We start from the raw sequence: 17,501 nt of genomic DNA, 5'->3' as shown, positions 1-17,501 counted from the left end.
GGTTTTGGTTTCACCCAAACGCAAAGCGCTCTAAGTACCGTCCAATGTCGTCCAGAATGCTGCCATGCGCGTAACCGCCGATCTGTGGGTGTCGGCCCTGTTGCGCCGGGTTTTCGGCGCCGGCGGCTTTGCCGCCGTGGTCAAGCGCGGCGCAACCGAGGCCGGCGCCGTCTTCGTGCTGGCGCGAGGCCGCATGGGCGAGATTGCCTTGTTTGGACCGGCGCCGCAGACGAGCTACGATTCAGCCAAACCAGACGATCGATTCTTCAGTCTGCTCGGCGCCGGCGACGATGCCGCCGTCTTTGACGCGCGACTGGAAAGGGAGAAGAAATTCGATCCCGACATCTGGGTCGTCGAGATCGAGGCCGGCTCTGTTCCCGTCGAGGAGCTTATTTCCGTCAAGTCGCAATAGCGATATGCATGAAAGACAAAAGGCTTAGAGCGTTCGCTTGAAATCTCTTTTCAGACGCGACGCGCCTAGCGCTGGCGGCAGTATTGTCGCTGTCCGCTTTGCGGACGTCGGCGTTTGCCGCGATCGGTCCGGCATTGCGAATGGCCTTCGACAGTGTCTCGGCTTTCCAGCCGCGTAGCCTGTCCAACGCTGCGTCGCGATGCAGCAGCCGATAGCGGTCCAGAAAGATGCGGATGGCCTGCGGATGCGAAAACTCTGCGGGATAGACGGCGGCGGTGATCAGGAACGCCCTCTCTTCGCCGAGATCAAGCGCGCGCAGGGCGGCCAGCAGCGACGTGTAGTTCTGGTTCGCGGTGAGCGACCGCGCCGTCGAAAAATCGATCTCGAGCGCGTCGGCCAGTGCTGTCTGGAAGAATGCGGCATTGCCGGTCAGCGCCGTCTCGCGCAGTTTGACATAGGTGTTAGCGCCGGCGAACGGATTGATGGTCGCGCCGCCGCTTTCGGCATCACGCATCATCGACCGCAGCCGGCGCCGTGCATTCTCGGCGCCGGCGCCGGGCACCTGCTGGTTATCGGCGACGACTTCGGCGCTTTCGGGTAGCGTCTTGGCGTTCGCCTCCGGCTGCCGCACGCTCACCAGCGTCGGCTTTTCAAGCGCCCTGATCAGGTGGGCGATGGTCGGGTTCAGATCCTTGCGGCGCGCAATGGCGCGCGCATGCGGCAGGCCATGGCGTCCGATCAGCGCGATCAGGTCGATATCGCTGAGCGCGCGCGAGCGGATGAGCAGCGGCGCGGCAACGTCGACCGGCTCCTCGCAAAGCCGCCGGACCAGCGCAGCGGGCGCATATTCGCATTCGGAAAGGGCGGCGGCGACGTAGCGGCGCGATTCGACCGACACATCGGCGAAAAGCGGAAGCGTCAGATCCTCAAGTTGCGCGATCTCCCGGCGCGAAGGGCGGGTGAGCGAACAGAACGCCGACACCGTGGCGCGGAACAGCCTTTCGGACTTTCCCGATTCAGCCCGTATAGCGATTTGCCTGAAATCCGCAGATGACACGAAGGATACGCCTGACACTCGACACAATCTGGACCATGCTCGACCGGGACCGTGTCGGTTTCGCATTTGCCTCGGGTCAGGACTTCCTGACCTCAGAACAAAGATCAAATTAGCGGCGATCCGTTAGCGTTCCGTTAACCTACTGGCTCCTTAATCAGATGGGAGGCGTTGCGTTGTGCTCCGGGGCAACCGAGAGGAATGCACGAACCATGGGAATGGTACTGTCTTTCGTGCCGCGAACGGCGGCAACCAATCGAGCAGAACGAAACACCGGAACGCCGGCGGCGGTGATCATTTTCCCCGGCGTCCGCTACGAGCAACCGCCACTGACGGGCGAGACGCGGCCAGGCGCCGGTCCGGACAAACCGGGTTCGTCAAGGACGATGCCGGGGACGTCGGGGACGTTGCCTGTTCCGCATCATTAAAGCGCGTCGCGGCTTGCGCGACATGTAATTAAAGCTCCACGCGCCCTGCGCGCAAAGGACGCTCTAACCACTCGAATGAGCGCCGCGTCCTGTTGGGCGCGCAAAGGATGCTCTATCCTCTTGAACGAGCGCCGCGGCCCTGTTCGGCTCGCAAAGCCTGGGCCGGAACCGGCGGCATATTTCGGTTGACGTCAGTAGTCCTGCAGCTCGCAGGAACTCTGCTCGAGAAACCGCGACACGTTCGGCTTCCAGCTGTCGTCGGGCACGAAGGAGCGGATGACGAACATGCCTTCGTCGATGGCCGCTTCGACGAAGATTGCCCCTTGCAATTCCTCCGGGAGATCCTTGCGGATCTCGATCATCTGCGCCGGCGTCAGTACGATACTGTCCAGCACCCTGCCGGTCGCACTGTGGTCGTTGAAGGAGTAGATGTTATGGCCGCTGCGGTCATAGACCGATACGGACCAGAACGGGACGTTTCCCGGTGCCTTCACCCGAACCATCCCATCGGACAGATCGAAGCGGCAAGCCGCAGCATAAAACAGCGGATCGACCGATTTCACCACTGGCGTGCCGCCGGCCTCAGCGTCCAGCCTGGTCATCCGATAAAGGTCGGTGGCCATGGCCAGCCGCGACCAGGCATTACGCTCGGAAAATTCCGGGACGAGCAGCAGCACGCTGATGTGTACGATGCCGGCGCCAAGCAGGCCGAGCAAGATCGCGTGCAGCAGCCTACGCATTGCAGCCGACCTTCACGATCTGCGGCAGCGTGACATCCGAAAGACCCGTGCTGCTGGCGATCGGCGTGTCGTAGAATGTCAGCACGAGATGCATCCGGCCGAAGCCGTCGGAAAGCAGCCAGTTGCCCGGCGCGGGGCGGTTGCTGACGGAAATAACCACGGAATTGTCGGGCTGGCGCAGCACCTGGTAGGACTGAAGTGCCGCAAGCCTTGGCTTGCCGGTCTCGACCACGCCGAGCGACCGATCGGCGGCATAGAGGGTCCAGAACCGGGCTGTGGGAAATCCGCCTTCGATTTCATAGGCGCATTGGCGTTTCAATTGTTCGCCATCGGTATCGCGTTCGGCGATAAACGACAGGCCTTCTGCCTGCCCGAGTGCAAGGACACCCTCGCGCGCCACGCGGGCTTTCGAATAAGGATCCGCCGCCTGCGTGCCGATATCGGGAAACGCTGTCCATGGGCCGATCCTGATCGCGCCAATGCCATCCTGCGTCTTGAGAGCGTACCAGACGCTGCCGCCGCCGCCGCCGATGGCTATGGCAAGCGCGAGGAGCGTCAGGAATGCATTTTTGAGCATGAAAAGCCGCGGGAAAGAGGAGTGCCGCTGGGGGATATCGCGGGGCAGGGGGCCATGGCAAGCGGTGGAATTGCCGGCGCGAGGGATGGCCTGGCCCGTCATGCCGGCATCAAAGCGCCGACAGGGTCTCCGGCGTCGCAGGCGCCTGGAGGACGGGCGCCGACTGGAAGAGCCTTGTGATGTCCCTGAGCGCCCGCGTCGTCTGGCTGGACAGCACCGGTGGGCGCTCGGCGGCGGCGTCGGCCGCTTCCTGCTCGGCATTCTTCTTTTCCGCTTCCTCGGCCTTGGCGGCAATCTCTTTGTCGACGAAGGGATGATCGAGACCGGGGATCGGCTTTAGGTCGATATTCTGGTGCGCATAGACCATCAGCCGCTGCCAAACCATCGCCGGCAGCGATCCGCCGGTCATGTTGTTGGTCGGGGTGAAGTCGTCATTGCCGAGCCACACGGCAGCCGTGTAGTTGCCGGTAAAGCCAACATACCAGGCGTCGCGGTAAGACTGCGTTGTGCCGGTCTTGCCGGCCGAAACGATATTGGGAAGCGCAGCGCGCCGCGCCGTGCCCATCACCGGCACCGCCGCCAGCATGGTGTTCATAGATTTCAGCGCCTGCTCCGAGAGCACACGGCGCGGCGGCGGCGCATCCTTGGCGAAATCGTAAACCACCTCGCCGGTACGGGTGACGAGCTGGGTGACGCCATGCCGGGAGCCGACAAAGCCGTTCTGGGCGAACACGCTATAGCCTGTCGCCTGGTCCATCACGGTCATGCCCGATGTGCCGAGCACCATCGTCTTGTGCGATTCGAGCGGCGATTCGACGCCCATGGCTTCCGCCATCGCCTTGATCGGCTTGATGCCGAGATGATTCTTGGCCAGCCGCACCGGCACGGTGTTGACCGATTTGGCCATCGCCGTGATTAGCGTGACCTTGCCGGCCCGTCCGTCATTGTAATTGTGAGGCGACCAGGCCCCCCAGGAGATCGGCGCGCCGGAAACGACGGAGTCCGGCGTGAAGCCGTGCTCCATCGCTGTTGCGTATACGTAGGGTTTAAACGATGAGCCGCTCTGGCGCAGCGCCTTGGTGGCGCGGTTGAACTGGCTGGCACCGTAGTCGCGGCCGCCGACGATCGCCCTGACTGCGCCATTGGTTTCGATGACGACCATGGCGCCTTCGGTGACGTTGTATTCCTTGCCGAACTGGCGGAGATGGAATTCCATCGATTCTTCCGCCGCCTTCTGGATGTTGGCGTCGAAAGTGGTGTGGGCGACCAGCGAATGCTGGCCGGACTTCGCGGCGATCTTCTTGACCTCTTCGAATGCCCAGTCGAGGTAGTAATCCGGGCTCTTCTGCTCGCCGCGGTCAACGATTTCAGCCGGATGCAGCCGCGCCTGCAGCACCTGACCCTCGCTCATGAAGCCGCCTTCGACGAGATTCGACAGCACCACATTGGCCCGCGCCCTGGCAGCAGGCAGGTTGATGTGCGGCGCGTATTTGGTCGGTGCCTTGAACAGGCCGGCCAGCATCGCCGCTTCGGCGAGGTTCACATCCTTGACGCTTTTGCCGAAATAGAAATCGGCGGCCGCTTCGATGCCGAACGTGCCGCCGCCCATATAGACGCGGTCGAGATAGAGCTGCAGGATCTCCTTCTTCGACAGATTGGCCTCGAGCCACAGCGCCAGGAAGGCTTCCTTGACCTTCCGCTCCAACGTCCGTTCATTGGTCAGGAACAGGTTCTTGGCCAGCTGCTGGGTGATGCTCGAGCCGCCCTGCACCACGGAATTCGCCCGCACATTGGCGAAGATCGCGCGCGAAAGGCCGAGCGCGTCGATGCCGTAGTGATCGAAGAAACGCCGATCCTCGGTGGCCAGCACCGCCTTGATGACCTGGTCGGGCATCTCGTCGACCGGCACCGAATCCCGCTGGATGATGCCGCGCTGGCCGATCTCATTGCCGTAGCGGTCGAGGAAGGTGATGGCGAAATCGCCCTGGGCGCGCCAGTCGCCGGCGGTTTCCTGGAAGGCCGGCAAAGCGAGCGCCAGCATGACGACGATGCCGCCGGCGCCAAGCGTGAAGCCCTCACTCAACAGTTCGATGATGCCGCGGCGCCAGCCGGAGACGCGGAAGCGCCGGAAAAAAATGGTGGCCGCTTCCCAGAACCGGCGCGCCTTGAAGCCGGTCTCGTAGAGCGAGGAATCGAACCACGCATCCGCCGCCAGCAGTCTTGCGGCAATCGGACCCCTTCTCGTGCGCGATTTCAAAGGACTGGCCATTCCAAGATCCGGCTGCGGCTACGCCTCCCACTGAGAAACTGCTTGCGGGCAATTTCAGGGCGGCACCAGACTATTTGTCCATTTTGGCCCCTCTCACAAGGGCGAGGGGCTTTCGCGGTACAGTTTGTTGATACCAGGGTCGGGCCTGCCACCACCGCCACCTCGCATCCACCTACCGCGCCGCGATAAAGCGCATGAAATGCGCCACGTCGGCATCGCTTGGCTCCTGGCCGGTGAAACTGCGCAGATAGGCGGCGAGATAACTGACCCTCGCCTCGACCGGTTCCTTGAGGTCTAGCACATAATAGCCGATCTGCATGTAGTAGAGCACACGGGCGCGGATGAAGGCATCCTCTTCGCCGTAGCCATGCCGGCGATACATGTCACGGATCGCGCCCAGTCGGTCATTGTCGGCCTGGTCGATGGCCCGGCGCACGTCGTCGGAGCGCCGCGCCCATTCCCGGATGGCGAAGTCGAGCCTGGGATCGAACAGGCGTTCGTCCGCCCAGCATTCGAACACGTTCATGACCCCCATGATGATACTTTCGGCCGGCCGCTGCGCGCGTTCGACGATCGACTTGGTGTTGGTGTCCCGCCAATGGGCAAGCAACTGGTCGAGCAGGTCCTGACGGCTCTCGAAATACCAGTAGAAGCTTGAGCGCGAGACGCCGAGCTTCTGGCCGAGCGGCAGCACGCGCACGCTTTCGATGCCGTCTGAAATCAGTGTCTGGAGCGCAAGATTGATCCAGTCCCGGCGCGTCACCTTGGTGTTGCCGGGCGCCGGTTCGTCCTGCGGAGCAATCATGATCATGGCCGCACAATAGGGATGAGGGCGAACTGCATACAACCGTACTAGACACATATGTACAGTGCAAGTATCCTGTCTGCCTCAACGAACTGGGCCGAGCGGCCGACGCGCGTCATCGCGGCTCCTCCCTACGATCCGCAAGGCAGGGCAATACGGCAATGAGGAATATCCGCCATGGTCGATGACGCCGCACGCAACCTCAGGCGCGAACGCAGGCGCGGACGAACCGGCGAAGCCGGCAGCGAGACCAGCCGCCGGCCGGACTATCGTTCGCTGAAGAACCCGTTCCTGCCGCAGCCGATCTTTTCGGCCGACCAGGTCGCCGCGATCCACGACACGGCGCTGCGCGTGCTCGAGCAACTCGGCGTCAAGGTGCTGCTGCCGGAGGCGCGCGCCATTCTTGCCCGTGCCGGCGCTTTGGTCGACGAGGACAGCCAGATGGTGCGCATCGGCCGCGACATCGTCGCGGCGGCGCTGGCCTCGGCGCCGAAATCGATCCGCGTCCATGCCGGTGACCGTGCCCGCGACCTGACGCTCGAGCTCGGCTCGATGGCGTTCCTGGCAGGATCCGGGGCGCCGAACGTCACCGATCTAGAGCGCGGCCGGCGGCCGGGAACGCTTGCCGCTTTCGAGGATCTCATCCGCCTGGTGCAGCATTTCGACGTGCTGCACATGCTGGGACCTTGCATCGAGCCGCAGGACGTTGACAACCGCTTCCGCCACTATGCCGTCAACCGCGCGCAGCTGACGCTCTCCGACAAGCTGCCGTTCGTGTTCGCGCGCGGCACGCCGCAGGTCGAGGACGGCTTCGAGATGCTGCGGCTGGTGCGCGGCTTGTCCGAGGCCGAATTCCGTTCGGGCGCTCATTGCTACACCGTCATCAACACCAACTCGCCGCGTCAGCTCGATGTTCCGATGGCACAAGGCATCATCGACTTTGCCAAGGCGGGGCAGGTGCTGATCATCACGCCCTTCTGCCTGGCCGGCGCCATGGCGCCGATCACCGTGGCCGGCGCGCTGACGCTGCAGCACGCCGAAGCGATGGCCGGGCTGACGCTGGCCCAGATCGTGCGGCCGGGCGCGCCGGTCGTCTATGGCTCTTTCTCCTCCAATGTCGACATGAAGTCCGGGGCGCCGGCTTTCGGCACGCCGGAGCACGTCAAGGCGACGCTCGGCGCCGGTCAGCTTGCACGCTTCACCGGCCTTCCCTGGCGGTCCGGCGGCGGCAGTGCCGCCAACATTTCGGACGCGCAGGCAGCCCACGAAACGCAGTTCGCGCTGTGGGGTTCGGTGCTCGCCGGCGCGACGGTCTGCATCCATGCTGCGGGCTGGCTCGAAGGCGGGTTGAGCGTCTCGTTCGAGAAGCTGATCACCGATATCGAGGCGCTGCAGACCATCGCCGAACTCTGCGCGGCGACGCCCGGCGACGAGGCTGCGATCGGCTTCGAGGCCATCGCCGAAGTGCAGCCGGGCGGGCATTTCTTTTCGGCCGGGCACACAATGGCGCGCTACCGCACCGCTTTCTACGAGCCGCTGGTGGCCGATTGGTCGAATTTCGGCAACTGGACGCAGGCCGGGTCAAGAACCGCCACGGAGCGAGCCACCGGCATCTGGAAACGGATGCTGGCCGAATTCCGGCCGCCGGCATCCGCCGCTGCCACATCAGCCATTCTCGATGAATTCATAGCGCGGCGCACGGCAGAGGGCGGTGCAGTACCGGTTTCGTGATGTAGTTCAGCGAGCGCGTTACATGGGGCGCTTGTCGCCTGCCTTCTGCGGGTCGCGGCGGATCGTGCCGGCATCGGCTTTCCTGTGCTTGTCGGCGGCGAGTCTGCGAATGCGATCGAAGCGGCTTTCCTCGGCCACTTTGGTCTTTACTACAGCATTTGGCTTCGGGACGAATGCAATCATGGATCGATCTCCTTGCCGACGGCTGCGCGCCGGGGATGCCCCGGCGGCTGTCTTTCAGGCTCTCGTCAAGAGCACGTTCTCTCCGAGAGGTCGAAGATGTTAGGTGGCGAGAGCGACCGCGCAGCTTTGCGCACCCAGCCTGTCGGGCGAGGTTTTTCCGGGCATGGTCGCCCAGCCGCCCGTCTCGATGAACTGCCGCTTCTTGTAGCTGTCGGTTATGGCCTTGAACTCGACAAGTTTGGCGGCCGCGTCGGGCGCCGTATTGAAGCGATCGACGCAGACCGCCGAGGCCAGTTCGCCGCGCGCCGTATCGCCGGCGGTGGCCGCCAGCGCGCGCGAGGTGCCGCCGGTCACCCAGCCACCCCAGTTGAAACCGATGATCAGCGTGGCGACGAAGGTTGCAGCGCATGCCCAAAAAAGCGTGGATTTGGCCGGCTGGTAATCTTCCCATCGACGCGCGAGAGATGGCTTGCTGCTTTGTGTGGCCACGGACAGTTCCTTCCTGGTTGATGTTGGGATCGGTCTGGTTGATGTTGGGATCGGTCGCCCGGCCTTGCTGGGGCCAGGCCTTGCACGGCCTATTTACGAGAGGGGGTGGTCAGTAGCCGCCCATGCCGGCCGAAGGCGCAGCGTCTTTTGCTGGAATGTCGGTGATCATGGCTTCCGCGGTGATCAGCAGCGCCGCGATCGACCCGGCATCCTGCAACGCGGTCCGCACCACCTTTGCGGGATCGACGATGCCGGCCTTGATCATGTCGACATAAGTCTCGTTCTGGGCGTCGAAGCCCTGATCGTGATCCTTGCTGTCGGAGAGCTTGCCGACGACGATCGAACCTTCAACGCCGGAATTCTCGGCGATCTGGCGGATCGGCGCTTCGAGCGCTCTCGACACGATCGAAATGCCTGCTGTCACATCGGCATTGGCCCCGGTCAGCCCTTTCAGTACGGCCTTGGCGCGCAGCAGCGCAACGCCGCCGCCGGGAACGATGCCTTCTTCCACTGCCGCGCGCGTGGCGTTCAGCGCATCGTCGATGCGGTCCTTCTTTTCCTTGACCTCGGACTCGGTCGCGCCGCCGACGCGAATGACCGCGACGCCGCCGGCGAGCTTAGCCAGCCGCTCCTGCAGCTTCTCCTTGTCGTAGTCGGAGGTGGTCTCCTCGATCTGCCCCTTGATCTGCTGGACACGTGCCTGGATGGTGGCCTTCTCGCCGGCGCCATCGATGATCGTCGTCGTATCCTTTTCGATCAGCACGCGCTTGGCGCGGCCGAGCATGTCGAGGGTGATGTTTTCGAGCTTGATGCCGAGGTCTTCGGAAATCATCTGGCCGGCGGTGAGCACCGCGATGTCTTCCAGCATCGCCTTGCGGCGGTCACCGAAGCCCGGCGCCTTGACGGCCGCCACCTTGAGGCCGCCGCGCAATTTGTTGACGACCAGCGTCGCCAGCGCTTCGCCTTCGACGTCCTCGGAGATGATCACCAGCGGCTTGCCGCTTTGCACCACGGCTTCGAGGATCGGCAGCAGCGCCTGCAGATTGCCGAGCTTCTTTTCATGGATGAGGACGTAAGGGTCCTCCAGCTCGGCGCGCATCTTCTCGGCATTGGTGACGAAATAGGGCGAGAGATAGCCGCGGTCGAACTGCATGCCCTCGACGACGTCGAGTTCGGTTTCGGCGGTCTTGGCTTCCTCGACGGTGATGACGCCGTCATTGCCGACCTTGTCCATCGCCTTGGCGATCATGGCGCCGACGGTGGTGTCGCCATTGGCGGCAATGGTGCCGACCTGCGCGATTTCACCGGAAGATTTGACCTTCTTGGCCCGCGCCTGGATCTCCTTGACGACGGCGGCAACGGCGAGGTCGATGCCGCGCTTGAGGTCCATCGGGTTCATGCCGGCGGCAACGAATTTGGCGCCCTCCCGCAAGATGGAAGCGGCAAGCACGGTAGCGGTGGTGGTGCCGTCGCCGGCAAGGTCGTTGGTCTTCGAGGCCACTTCGCGCACCATCTGCGCACCCATGTTCTCGAACTTGTCGGCAAGCTCGATTTCCTTGGCTACCGCCACCCCGTCCTTGGTGATGCGCGGCGCGCCATAGGCCTTCTCGATGACGACGTTGCGGCCCTTGGGGCCGAGCGTCACCTTGACGGCGTTGTTGAGGATTTCGACACCGCGCAGCATGCGGTCACGCGCATCGGTGGAGAATTTGATTTCCTTGGCAGACATGATTTTTCATCCCGTTTGTGTGTGGAGTAGGCCCGTTTGCTTTGGAACCAGAAAGACTTCGGCGTTCCGCCTGAAGCATCGGCTCGAAAATCGGAATCGATTTTCGGAAAAGCACGATGCGTAGATTCAAAAACTTGGAGCGTCCTTTGCGCGTCCAAGAGGACGCGTGGCGCTCCGATCAGGCGGCTTTCTTGACGGCTACGGTCTTCTCGATGATGCCCATAATGTCGGCCTCCTTCATGATCAGAAGGTCCTCGCCGTCGATCTTGACCTCGGTTCCCGACCATTTGCCGAACAGGATGAGGTCGCCGGCCTTGACGTCGAGTGCGATCAGCGCGCCGCTTTCGGCACGCGCGCCCGGCCCGACGGCGATCACTTCGCCTTCCTGCGGCTTTTCCTTGGCATTGTCGGGAATGATGATGCCGCCCTTGGATTTGGTGTCGCTTTCGGCGCGCCGAATGACGACGCGATCGTGGAGTGGCCGGAATTTCATGGGAACTTCTTTCTGGGGCCGGCTTAGGCGGCCACGCCCTTACATAAGCCTTTTGGCACTCGATAGATAGGAGTGCCAAAAAATATTCATTGGCCGTCCTAAAATATTGAATAGTATTATTTTGCCTTTTCGTTTTCAGAAATTTGCTCGAACAAAAGTAGATCAGAAATTGATTTTTCCACCCGGAGTCCCTATTTTAAGTGAGTAAAGCATTTTCATCATTATAGCAAAGAGGAGAGTTTAATCGATGGCGGAATTCAGTCAGAATATCATGGAAAAGGCTGAGGCGCGCTTCATGGAAAAGCAGAAAAAGACTGCGGAGCGAAATCAGGCAACGGCCGAATATGTTTCCGAGGCCAAGGCCAGGGTCATCAAGACGGCAAGATTGCGGGCATTGCGGCTGGCCAAGGAAGAGGCCGACCGCGCCGCGGAGGCCCTCAATCCGGCCCCGCCTAAGAAAAAGCGGGCGTCGCGGGCAGTCAAGAAGGCAAACGTTGGATCAACGGAGGTCACGTCATGAGCCTGACATTTCCCAATCGAAGCCGCAGCTACGACGAGGCGGGCAAACGCATCCGCTTCGTCGGCCATGACGGCATGTTCCAGATTTCCTTCTCCGTCGCCACGGATGCCATCTCGAAGGCAGAGTCAGGAACACCAACTGCAGAAGCCACCTATCTCGCCGCCTTCGATACAGCTTCCAGCTCCATCCACGACGTTGCCAGGAATGCCTATGACCGGACCCGCAAGAGCATATATGTGCTGACGGCGGCCGATTTTCGTTAAATCCCGAACGTCATCGCGTTCAGGGCCAACGCGCCAGATCCGATCCAGGCGCACGAATGTGCCGAGTGAACCTAGCGGCAGGATTAGGGCTTGCTGTCCGCCTTTGCCCGTCGCTTGACTTCTCGGCTGTTCAGCCGATCGACCATCGCGTCTGCATCGCGCGTGTTCATGCCAACCAAGACCTGGTGCTTAAGCTCGACGGACTGGCCGGTGAAACATCGAAGACGGTCCAGCTGTGCGGATGCTCCATGCGCAGTGCGTAGCGGTTTGCCATTCCGGCATCCTTTTCGTTTCCGCCCCCGATCGATGAATGCGATTGGTCAGGCCTGCGTGATGTAGAACACTGCCGCCAGGACAAGGACCGTCCACACGACGACGAACAGCTTCAAGGCTAGGCCTCCGTATGAAGACAGGACCTCCCGCATGGGGGGCACAATGTTCTTAATGCTTTTCGACATGGTCGGCGCCGCCGCAACGACGACTGGCGTCTTGATCCCAAGCTTTCCGAAAACAGGCAGCAGCGATGGCTCGCGCACGAAAACAACCTCGAAGGTCTGGAGAAACAAACACTCCATAGCATCGTTTTTCAAACGCCTTGCATGTCAAATTAAAGGTGTGGGTAGCCACCTGAGATCCCCCTGATCTGGCGCAGCAACCTCGCGGCTACGCTGCAAGCACGAAACGTTGACAGCACAAAGGCCTGTTCAGCCGCGACGGGCGAGGAAGAACATAATGACCGCGCCGGCTGCCGCGTTGCAGAATGCCTTGTTTGAAGCGCTGAACGGTGACGGTTCCCTGTCAGAGGGGCGCCATGGCGCCGATCACCGTGGCCGGCGCGCTGACGCTGCAGCACGCCGAAGCGCTGGCAGGGCTGACGCTGGCCCAGATCGTGCGGCCGGGCGCGCCGGTCGTCTATGGCTCCTTCTCCTCCAATGTCGACACGAAGTCCGGGGCGCCGGCCTTCGGCACGCCGGAGCACGTCAAGGCGACGCTCGGCGCCGGTCAGCTTGCACGATTCACCGGCCTTCCCTGGCGGTCCGGCGGCGGCAGTGCCGCCAACATTTCGGACGCGCAGGCAGCCCATGAAACGCAGTTCGCGCTGTGGGGTTCGGTGCTCGCCGGCGCGACGGTCTGCATCTATGCTGCGGGCTGGCTCGAAGGCGGGTTGAGCGTCTCGTTCGAGAAGCTGATCACCGATATCGAGGCGCTGCAGACCATCGCGGAACTCTGCGCGGCGACGCCCGGCGACGAGGCTGCGATCGGCTTCGAGGCCATCGCCGAAGTGCAGCCGGGCGGGCATTTCTTTTCGGCCGGGCACACAATGGCGCGCTACCGCACCGCTTTCTACGAGCCGCTGGTGGCCGATTGGTCGAATTTCGGCAACTGGACGCAGGCCGGGTCAAAAACCGCGACTGAGCGCGCCACCGGCATCTGGAAACGGATGCTGGCCGAATTCCGGCCGCCGGCATCCGCCGCTGCCACATCAGGGGTTCTCGACGAATTCATAGCGCGGCGCACGGCAGAGGGCGGTGCAGTACCGGTCTCGTGAGGATCTGCGCAGCGTCCGTGCCCGAATAGACGTGAGCCCTGGCGTATTCCGGACCGCGGATGCTGCGCCTTGCCGTCTCGCTTGTTGAGAACCAGGGGCTTTCGAACGAGGAGGCGGTGGAGGCCATGCTCGTCCTCGTCCGCAGCGTGAGCTCGAGTTTGCCGGGCCACCAAGGCAAAGAACCGTCAGCCTGAAGCCAGCGGGGCCGGCGCGTGCGGTTTCCCGATCTAACGCTGATCGGAGCGGGGTATATGAGCAGTCGGTACGGTATTGGGGTCGGTGCGAATGCAATTTCTAGTATTATTTCACGATGTCATTTCAAGCATTTGATCATTCAAAAACATTCTGAAAATTGGTTTTTCCGTTCTGAGTTCCTATTTTAGGAGAGAAACTAACTTTCATCACCTCAGCGAAAAGGAGATTTTATCGATGGCGGAACCCAATCAGAATATCATGGAAAAAGCTGAAGCGCGCTTCATGGAGAAGCAGAAGAAAACCGCCGAGCGAAACCAGGCTACGGCCGAATATATTTCCGAGGCCAAGGCCAGGACCATCAAGACCGAAAAGTTGCGGGCGCTGCGGCTGGCCAAGGAAGAGGCCGACCGTGCGGCAGAAGCCCTCAATCCCGTCGCTCCCAAGAAAAAGCGGGCGGCAGGCAAGAAAGCGGGGGCCGCTTAACGGCATCAAGTCATGAGCCTGACATTTCCAAACCTAAGCCGAAGCTACGACGAGGCGAGCCGGCGGATCCGCTTCGTCGGCTATGATGGCATGTCCCAGATCTCTTTCTTTGTCCATGCAGACGCCATCTCGACGGCGCCGCCGGGGACGGTGACAGCCGAAGCCACATATCTTGCCGCCTTTGATTCGGCCGTCGGTCCCATACATGACGTCGCAAGGAACGCTTATGCGCGTACCGGCAAGAGCATGTATGTGCTGACCGCAGCCGATTTTCGATAAATCCCCGACTGTCCGCGCGAGCAAGGCCTTGGAAATCCCGTGATCTGGCGGCAGAACTTCAATGCGGCTACGCTGCAGGCGGAAATCGCTGTCGGATGAAGGCCTGTTCAGCCGCGACAGGCGAGGGAGAATACAATGACCGCGCCGGCTGCCGCGTTGCAGAAGGCTTTGTTCCATGCGCTGAACGGTGACGGTTCCCTGTCAGCGGCATTGGGCGGCGCAAAACTATTCGACCATGCCCCGGAAAACATCCCGTTTCCCTACGTGACGTTCGGCCGGACCAGCGTCTATGACTGGGTAACAGGCAGGGAGAACGACGCCGAGCAGCTTTTCACTCTGCATTTCTGGTCGAAATCCGAGGCCAGGAAAGAAATGCTCGACGTGATGGATCTTGTCAGTACCCGTCTCCAGGATGCGGCGCTGGTGCTCGACGAGCATCACCGCGTCAATCTCAGGCTCGAATTCACCGAGGTCCGTTACGACGAGGATCTTTCAGCCTGTCACGGGCTGCTGCGCTTTCTTGCCGTGACGGAAGAAAACGCCTGACGCGCTTTCAATTTGGCTGCAACACAGTCTAGACTGGCGCTTGGATTTGCCGGGTTGGGGCGGCGAAAATCACAAGGTCGGTTGTCTTGCATTTCAGGGGGTGAGACAGGCATGTGTTGCAGGCGTTCGATGTTCATATCACGTTCAGCACCGATGCGTTAGGACGCTGATCATGAAAACGCTTCGCTCCCACTTCCCAACCGCGACACTTGCGCTCTGCGCTGCCGGTCTGTTTGCGGCGCAGGCGACGGCGCTGCCGATCGTCGTGCCCGAGCAGAACCGGCCGATCGTCCTGGCCGCCTCCGACTGCTACGCGATCGGTCAGCAGGTCGCCGAGCAGAATGGCGGCACCCTGGCCAAGGCGTCGCAGTCGACGCGCGGTGGCCACCCGGTCTGCGTCATCGTCGTGCTGGTTCCGGGCAAGGATGGGCAGCGTCCGCGCCGCACGGAGATCGTCGTTCCGCTGAACTGATGACTGGCGTATCCCAGGCGCTGGAATCGGCCTATATCTGACGTCCAGCTCCTCAACAGGCCTATTCTCCAACAGGCCGATTCTTCAACAGGTATGATCTCCGCATGCGCGTACTCGTTGTCGAAGATGATAAGGATCTGAACCGGCAGATATCAGACGCGCTGGTCGATGCCGGCTATGTTGTCGACCGGGCTTTCGACGGTGAGGAAGGGCATTTCCTCGGCGACACCGAACCCTATGACGCCGTGGTGCTCGACATCGGCTTGCCGCAGATGGACGGCATCAGCGTGGTCGAACGCTGGCGGCGCGGTGGCCGCAAGATGCCGGTCCTGATTCTGACGGCGCGCGATCGCTGGAGCGACAAGGTATCCGGGATCGATGCCGGCGCCGACGATTATGTCACCAAGCCGTTCCACATCGAAGAGGTGCTGGCCAGGGTCCGAGCGCTCATCCGGCGCGCGGCCGGCCATGCGTCGTCGGAGCTGACCTGCGGGCCGCTGCGGCTCGACACCAAAGCCTCCAAGGCCGATGTCGACGGCGTGCCGTTGAAGCTGACGTCGCACGAATTTCGCCTGCTTGCCTATTTGATGCACCATATGGGCGAGGTCGTGTCCCGAACCGAGTTGGTCGAGCACCTTTACGATCAGGATTTCGACCGCGATTCCAACACAATCGAGGTCTTTGTCGGGCGGCTTCGCAAGAAGATGGGCATCGACATGATAGAAACCGTTCGCGGCATGGGCTATCGAATGCGTGAGCCGGAGGCGTAAGGCGGAACCGCTCAAACAGACTGCAAGGACGCCGCTTTCACTGCGGTTCGGGCCGCGTTCGCTAGCGTTCCGGGTGATCGCCTTTTCCACGGTCTGGGCGATACTCACCCTGATTGTCATCTTCACGCTGATCACCACCCTCTATCGCCAGGCGAGCGAGCGCGGTTTCGACAGCCTGTTGTCGGCGCATCTGTTCAATCTGATCGGCTCGGTCGGGGTGTCCGAAGGCGGTTCGCTGACCGGCGCTCCCGACCTGGGCGACCTTCGGTTCTCGGAGCCGAATTCCGGCTGGTACTGGTCGGTCGAGCCTGCGTCGGAAGGCGTGAGCGGTGAGTTGCACTCCTCCTCGATGACCAAGGCGATCCTGTCGCCAAGTGTCGCCGAGGTTCCTTTCAATGCCAGCTTCCAGCGCAGCTATGCGACAGAAGGCATCGATGGCGAGGAACTGGAAGTGTTCGAGAGCGAATTCGTTCTCGACGCGAAAAATCGCGCCGCGCGCTTCCGCGTCATGGGCAACCGGACCGAGCTCGAGCAGGAGATAAGCGCCTTTCAGCGTCGCCTGCTGACCTATCTTTCCCTGTTCGGCGTTGGCATGATCGCCATCAACGCCATCGCGATCCTGTTGGGCCTGCAGCCATTGCGCCGGGTCAGGGACGCTCTCGCCATGGTGCGCGAAGGAACCGCGCAAAAGCTCGACGGTCGCTTCCCTGCCGAGATCGAGCCGCTCGCCGACGAGACCAACGCGTTGATCGAAAACAACAGGCGTATCGTCGAGCGCTCGCGAACGCAGGTCGGCAACCTCGCCCATTCACTGAAGACGCCGCTGGCGGTGCTGATCAACGAGGGACGGGCGCTCGGCGGCGCCAAGGGCCAGCTCATAGCCGAGCAGGCCGTCTCTATGCAGAAGCAGGTTGATCATTATCTGCAGCGCGCCCGCGTTGCGGCGCAACGAGACAGCGTCGTCTACCGCACGCCGGTGGCGCCGCTGGTCCAGCGCATGGTGCGCGTGCTGCAAAAACTCAATCCGCAGACCGCTCTCTCGCTTTCGCTGCCGGCGGTCGATATCGTCTTTGCCGGCGAACGCGAGGATCTGGAAGAATTGCTTGGCAATTTGCTCGACAACGCCATGAAATGGGCAAAGAGCGCGGTCGCGGTATCGGTGGCGCCAATCTCCGGCAACAAGACTGGCTCCGGCAAGAAGAGTGGCGCCGGCAAGGAGGGTGCTGTCAATCTGTTCGAGATCAGCATCGAGGATGACGGCCCGGGCATTCCAGAAGACAAGGCACGCGAGGCGCTGAAGCGCGGACGGCGTCTCGACGAGACAAAGCCGGGGACCGGGCTTGGACTTGCCATTGTCGCCGACCTCGTCAACGAGTATGGAGGCGTTCTGGCTCTGGAACGGTCCAGTATGGGCGGGTTGAAGGCGGTGGTTCGATTGCGGAGCCTTCACTAGACTTATGCTTTTTGCTGGGCCAGTCGACATTGATCGACGGTGCGTGATATTGCGGCATGTC

Annotated in this window: 21 protein-coding genes and 1 pseudogene; 11 read left to right on the top strand and 11 right to left on the bottom strand. The window is 62.0% G+C overall.

Translation table 11 applies throughout. From position 1 onward, the window contains the following. The first annotated feature begins 64 nt into the window (after nucleotides 1–64). Nucleotides 65–412 carry a DUF1491 family protein gene (locus NMG80_RS05405; protein WP_254017188.1) on the top strand — a complete coding sequence of 116 codons (348 nt, stop codon included), beginning with the start codon at nucleotides 65–67 and terminating at the stop codon, nucleotides 410–412. On the opposite strand, the gene NMG80_RS05400 is transcribed toward NMG80_RS05405, so the two are convergent. The 6 genes from NMG80_RS05400 to NMG80_RS05375 all read right to left on the bottom strand — a co-directional run bounded on the left by NMG80_RS05400 (nucleotide 399) and on the right by NMG80_RS05375 (nucleotide 6,291). Beyond that, the gene (locus tag NMG80_RS05400) at nucleotides 399–1,469 is read right to left on the bottom strand and encodes a hypothetical protein (protein ID WP_254017187.1); all 1,071 of its coding nucleotides are present in this window, start codon (nucleotides 1,467–1,469) and stop codon (nucleotides 399–401) included. The genes NMG80_RS05405 and NMG80_RS05400 overlap by 14 nt on opposite strands. A gap of 154 nt (nucleotides 1,470–1,623) precedes the next feature. After that, on the bottom strand, nucleotides 1,624–1,764 hold the full coding sequence (locus NMG80_RS05395; protein WP_254017186.1) for a hypothetical protein: 141 nt from the start codon (nucleotides 1,762–1,764) through the stop codon (nucleotides 1,624–1,626). 321 nt (nucleotides 1,765–2,085) lie between these two features. Further along, complete coding sequence (locus NMG80_RS05390) at nucleotides 2,086–2,634, bottom strand: DUF1254 domain-containing protein (RefSeq protein ID WP_254017185.1); 549 nt, start codon at nucleotides 2,632–2,634, stop codon at nucleotides 2,086–2,088. After that, nucleotides 2,627–3,211, bottom strand: coding sequence for a DUF1214 domain-containing protein (locus NMG80_RS05385; protein ID WP_254017184.1), 585 nt, complete (start codon nucleotides 3,209–3,211; stop codon nucleotides 2,627–2,629). Before NMG80_RS05385 ends, NMG80_RS05390 begins: the two co-directional genes overlap by 8 nt. 109 nt (nucleotides 3,212–3,320) lie before the next feature. Further along, nucleotides 3,321–5,480, bottom strand: coding sequence for a transglycosylase domain-containing protein (locus tag NMG80_RS05380; RefSeq protein WP_254017183.1), 2,160 nt, complete (start codon nucleotides 5,478–5,480; stop codon nucleotides 3,321–3,323). Between the two features lie 172 nt (nucleotides 5,481–5,652). Further along, nucleotides 5,653–6,291, bottom strand: coding sequence for a TetR/AcrR family transcriptional regulator (locus tag NMG80_RS05375; protein ID WP_254017182.1), 639 nt, complete (start codon nucleotides 6,289–6,291; stop codon nucleotides 5,653–5,655). A gap of 171 nt (nucleotides 6,292–6,462) precedes the next feature. Between NMG80_RS05375 and NMG80_RS05370 the strand changes: the two genes are divergently transcribed. After that, nucleotides 6,463–8,016 carry a trimethylamine methyltransferase family protein gene (locus NMG80_RS05370; RefSeq protein WP_254017181.1) on the top strand — a complete coding sequence of 518 codons (1,554 nt, stop codon included), beginning with the start codon at nucleotides 6,463–6,465 and terminating at the stop codon, nucleotides 8,014–8,016. 18 nt (nucleotides 8,017–8,034) lie between these two features. Here NMG80_RS05370 and NMG80_RS05365 read toward each other — a convergent pair whose 3' ends face one another. The 4 genes from NMG80_RS05365 to NMG80_RS05350 form a co-directional block, all read right to left on the bottom strand. Continuing rightward, nucleotides 8,035–8,199 (bottom strand): hypothetical protein, encoded by a 165-nt coding sequence (locus tag NMG80_RS05365; protein WP_167366301.1) that lies wholly within the window; start codon nucleotides 8,197–8,199, stop codon nucleotides 8,035–8,037. Nucleotides 8,200–8,298: 99 nt separating this feature from the next. Then, complete coding sequence (locus NMG80_RS05360) at nucleotides 8,299–8,688, bottom strand: hypothetical protein (RefSeq protein WP_254017180.1); 390 nt, start codon at nucleotides 8,686–8,688, stop codon at nucleotides 8,299–8,301. 109 nt (nucleotides 8,689–8,797) lie between these two features. After that, nucleotides 8,798–10,417, bottom strand: coding sequence for a chaperonin GroEL (gene groL / locus NMG80_RS05355; RefSeq protein ID WP_254017179.1), 1,620 nt, complete (start codon nucleotides 10,415–10,417; stop codon nucleotides 8,798–8,800). A gap of 178 nt (nucleotides 10,418–10,595) precedes the next feature. Beyond that, nucleotides 10,596–10,910: a co-chaperone GroES gene (locus NMG80_RS05350; protein WP_254017178.1), complete on the bottom strand. Its 315-nt coding sequence runs from the start codon at nucleotides 10,908–10,910 to the stop codon at nucleotides 10,596–10,598. A 247-nt stretch (nucleotides 10,911–11,157) separates the two neighbouring features. Here NMG80_RS05350 and NMG80_RS05345 point away from each other — a divergent pair, with 247 nt between their 5' ends. Together NMG80_RS05345 and NMG80_RS05340 are read left to right on the top strand one after the other, a co-directional pair. Continuing rightward, a complete protein-coding gene (locus NMG80_RS05345; RefSeq protein WP_254017177.1) occupies nucleotides 11,158–11,430 on the top strand; it encodes a hypothetical protein in 273 nt (90 codons plus the stop codon). Further along, a complete protein-coding gene (locus NMG80_RS05340) occupies nucleotides 11,427–11,693 on the top strand; it encodes a DUF1488 family protein (protein ID WP_027152775.1) in 267 nt (88 codons plus the stop codon). Before NMG80_RS05345 ends, NMG80_RS05340 begins: the two co-directional genes overlap by 4 nt. A gap of 320 nt (nucleotides 11,694–12,013) precedes the next feature. On the opposite strand, the gene NMG80_RS05335 is transcribed toward NMG80_RS05340, so the two are convergent. Next, nucleotides 12,014–12,268: a hypothetical protein gene (locus tag NMG80_RS05335; RefSeq protein ID WP_254017176.1), complete on the bottom strand. Its 255-nt coding sequence runs from the start codon at nucleotides 12,266–12,268 to the stop codon at nucleotides 12,014–12,016. Between the two features lie 221 nt (nucleotides 12,269–12,489). On the opposite strand from NMG80_RS05335, the pseudogene NMG80_RS05330 reads away from it, so the two are divergent. The 7 genes and pseudogenes from NMG80_RS05330 to NMG80_RS05300 form a co-directional block, all read left to right on the top strand. Next, a pseudogene (locus tag NMG80_RS05330) lies at nucleotides 12,490–13,242 on the top strand (trimethylamine methyltransferase family protein); the annotation flags it as partial. Nucleotides 13,243–13,671: 429 nt separating this feature from the next. After that, the gene (locus tag NMG80_RS05325; protein WP_023800824.1) at nucleotides 13,672–13,920 is read left to right on the top strand and encodes a hypothetical protein; all 249 of its coding nucleotides are present in this window, start codon (nucleotides 13,672–13,674) and stop codon (nucleotides 13,918–13,920) included. 12 nt (nucleotides 13,921–13,932) lie between these two features. Then, a complete protein-coding gene (locus tag NMG80_RS05320) occupies nucleotides 13,933–14,199 on the top strand; it encodes a DUF1488 family protein (protein WP_254017174.1) in 267 nt (88 codons plus the stop codon). A gap of 135 nt (nucleotides 14,200–14,334) precedes the next feature. Next, complete coding sequence (locus NMG80_RS05315; RefSeq protein ID WP_254017173.1) at nucleotides 14,335–14,745, top strand: DUF3168 domain-containing protein; 411 nt, start codon at nucleotides 14,335–14,337, stop codon at nucleotides 14,743–14,745. A 172-nt stretch (nucleotides 14,746–14,917) separates the two neighbouring features. Further along, nucleotides 14,918–15,217: a hypothetical protein gene (locus NMG80_RS05310; RefSeq protein WP_254017172.1), complete on the top strand. Its 300-nt coding sequence runs from the start codon at nucleotides 14,918–14,920 to the stop codon at nucleotides 15,215–15,217. A 104-nt stretch (nucleotides 15,218–15,321) separates the two neighbouring features. Further along, nucleotides 15,322–15,987, top strand: coding sequence for a response regulator transcription factor (locus NMG80_RS05305; protein ID WP_023800820.1), 666 nt, complete (start codon nucleotides 15,322–15,324; stop codon nucleotides 15,985–15,987). Then, nucleotides 15,971–17,440 carry an ATP-binding protein gene (locus NMG80_RS05300; RefSeq protein ID WP_301942692.1) on the top strand — a complete coding sequence of 490 codons (1,470 nt, stop codon included), beginning with the start codon at nucleotides 15,971–15,973 and terminating at the stop codon, nucleotides 17,438–17,440. The genes NMG80_RS05305 and NMG80_RS05300 overlap by 17 nt, the downstream gene beginning before the upstream one ends. Nucleotides 17,441–17,501: the final 61 nt, after the last annotated feature.

Source organism: Mesorhizobium escarrei (assembly GCF_935825525.1).
GTDB classification, from domain to species: Bacteria; Pseudomonadota; Alphaproteobacteria; order Rhizobiales; family Rhizobiaceae; genus Mesorhizobium; species Mesorhizobium escarrei.
Note: the sequence above shows the minus strand (reverse complement) of the source record. Positions and strands in the feature narration are given on the sequence as shown.